Here is a 2,355-nt window from a genome sequence, read left to right on the forward strand (position 1 = left end):
CTTGAAATTTAGGAAATATCTTAATAATAAAAATAATCAAAATATGCAAAAACTAATGACTAACGTTTATAGTCTTCTTGAAAATTATGGTTCAACCTTAAATGATAATCATGGAAATAACCTACTCCATAGATTGTTGCTTGAAGGTCGAATCGCATTTAAAGAAGATGCAGGATCTTTCAAATTAACGGAAGCTCAATTTGATTTGGTAGATTGTAAAATTTAAGTTGAACAATTAATTGGACAGAAAAACCCATAAAGGTCTTTAATGGTGTTAACACAACTTACCATAGAAAGAAGGACCTTTATGAGCACCACTATCTTATCATTTTCTGCTTGGATTGTCATTGAAACCTTAATCACCGAGAAGCGTTCCCTACAGTATATCGCTGATTTCTTGGGCTTTTCTAAGACCACCATTTTCAATGAGGTTCATCGTTTAAATGGGCCCTATAATGCTAAACAAGCAGAGAGACATCATCAACGTCGAATGAAAAACCGGGGAACCAAAACCATCTTAACCACTAATATGAAACAATTCATTGAGAAAAAGGCTAAGGTAAATAAATGGCCTTTAGAAGAGATTGCCCACGTAATCGGCATTGCTTATAAGACGATTTACAATTGGATTGATCAAGGACTCCTCGAAGTCAAAGTGACTGACTTGCCTGATCGGGGGATTCGTCGCCGCCGGGCAAGAGAAAGACGTGGTACCTTTTCTCATGGACGCTCTCAATTGAAGAGCGATCGCCAGAAGTTAAGACGCGGAAAACTGCTGGCCATTTTGAAACAGATACGATCTTATCTGGTAAACGTAAAGGACAAGCCATCGGTAGCTTTGTCGAACGTAAAAGTCGTCTATATATCGTCAAGCGACTTCACGGACAAGATAAAGCAGTTTTTGACCTAGCTCAACTATTAGGTAAAAACATGAAGTCCTTAACAGTTGATCATGGCAAAGAGTTTGCCGATTACCGGATAATTGAGGAACAAGCTGATTTCCCAGTTTACTTTGCCCATGCCTATTCTCCGCATGAACGTGGTACTAATGAGAACCGCAATCGGTTATTACGACGCTTCATTCCTAAGGGCAAGCCAATTGAGGAAATCAGTGATGAAGAGCTAAGTTCAGATTAATTGGTATATCAACTCACGACCGCTTAAATGTTTAAACTGGCACTCACCAATTGAAGTCTTTTTACGGAATCTGAAAATGTAAAATTTGTTCAACTTATTTATTGCAATCTGCCAAATACATATTAGTAAATTTTCTCAAAAAACTCTCTTACAAATTCTTAATAATTCTTTCCTATAAAATAGGAGAGTAATTATACAATACGAGATAAAGTAAAATAAAATAGATATAAATATGCTCCTAATCCCTATTACATATACTTCAAAAACCAAAGTCATAATTACTAAATAAAATGTATTTTTTTTATAAATGATTCCATACTTTGTAGCTAAATACCTATTAGTTATTAAATACCACGTAAAAAGTATAATTAAAGAAGCTATTGCAATTGATATGGCACTGTGAGTAATAAAATATACTGCAGTATTCACTACTACAGCAAACACCAAAATAAAACAACCATAAATAAAATAAATGTGTCCTTTTTTTAAAGCCTTAAAGAAATTAAATATGATTAGCGATATAGAACTAGATATCCCTACTCCAGGTATAACTATCTTAAAGTAAATCAATGAGTTTACATATTCTGGTAAAAAATTCTTTACAATAAGCTCTACGGGATAATAGACAATAACCATTAGATATACAAGAATTAATAGAAGCATAATTAATTTATTATAGATTGCAATATTCTTATTCATTGTTCTTCCATTTAAAGTTGGAAATAGTACAGTAGAAGTGGTGTTAAGTATTGTTGTAACTAAAGACACCATGCTGTACGCAAAAGAATATAATCCAAATGTTATAGTACTAAAGAACATAGATATAAACTGATTATCTATATTAAAAATAAGAGTTGCCACTTGATAAGATATAGTTACAGGTAAACCTAGCTTTATTAGGCCAAGAATATCATACCTGATTTTAAAAATAGCTTTAACCTTTCCAAACACATACTGTTTTAATTTGTCTACATATCCTATCAATACGATTAAATAAGTTAGTAAATATAGTGGTATATATATTTTATAGCTAAGATTAGATAAATAGCTAAGTCTATCTAAAATAAACAATATTAACACAATTACAATGTTAATAGAAGCTTGCAAAATATTAAAAAATGAAAAAGTTTTAAACTCCATTAATGCTTGCGTAAGGTATTGCAAGTAATAAAAAAGATTTGAGATGGTGATTTGGATCCCAAGGAAAAAAATAATCCC

General features: G+C 32.1%; 1 protein-coding gene and 2 pseudogenes. 2 read left to right on the top strand and 1 reads right to left on the bottom strand.

Going from position 1 to position 2,355, the window contains the following annotated elements:
* Positions 1 to 226 (top strand): annotated as a pseudogene (locus tag HMPREF0549_RS10010) (hypothetical protein); the annotation flags it as partial.
* Between the two features lie 81 nt (positions 227 to 307).
* Positions 308 to 1,219: pseudogene (locus tag HMPREF0549_RS05080) on the top strand (IS30 family transposase).
* A gap of 53 nt (positions 1,220 to 1,272) precedes the next feature.
* On the opposite strand, the gene HMPREF0549_RS10015 reads toward HMPREF0549_RS05080, so the two are convergent.
* Positions 1,273 to 2,355 (bottom strand): MATE family efflux transporter (locus tag HMPREF0549_RS10015; protein ID WP_003717199.1); only part of this gene is annotated, 1,083 nt, incomplete at its 5' end.

Origin of the sequence: Limosilactobacillus vaginalis DSM 5837 = ATCC 49540 (assembly GCF_000159435.1) — a bacterium.
GTDB lineage: Bacteria > Bacillota > Bacilli > Lactobacillales > Lactobacillaceae > Limosilactobacillus > Limosilactobacillus vaginalis.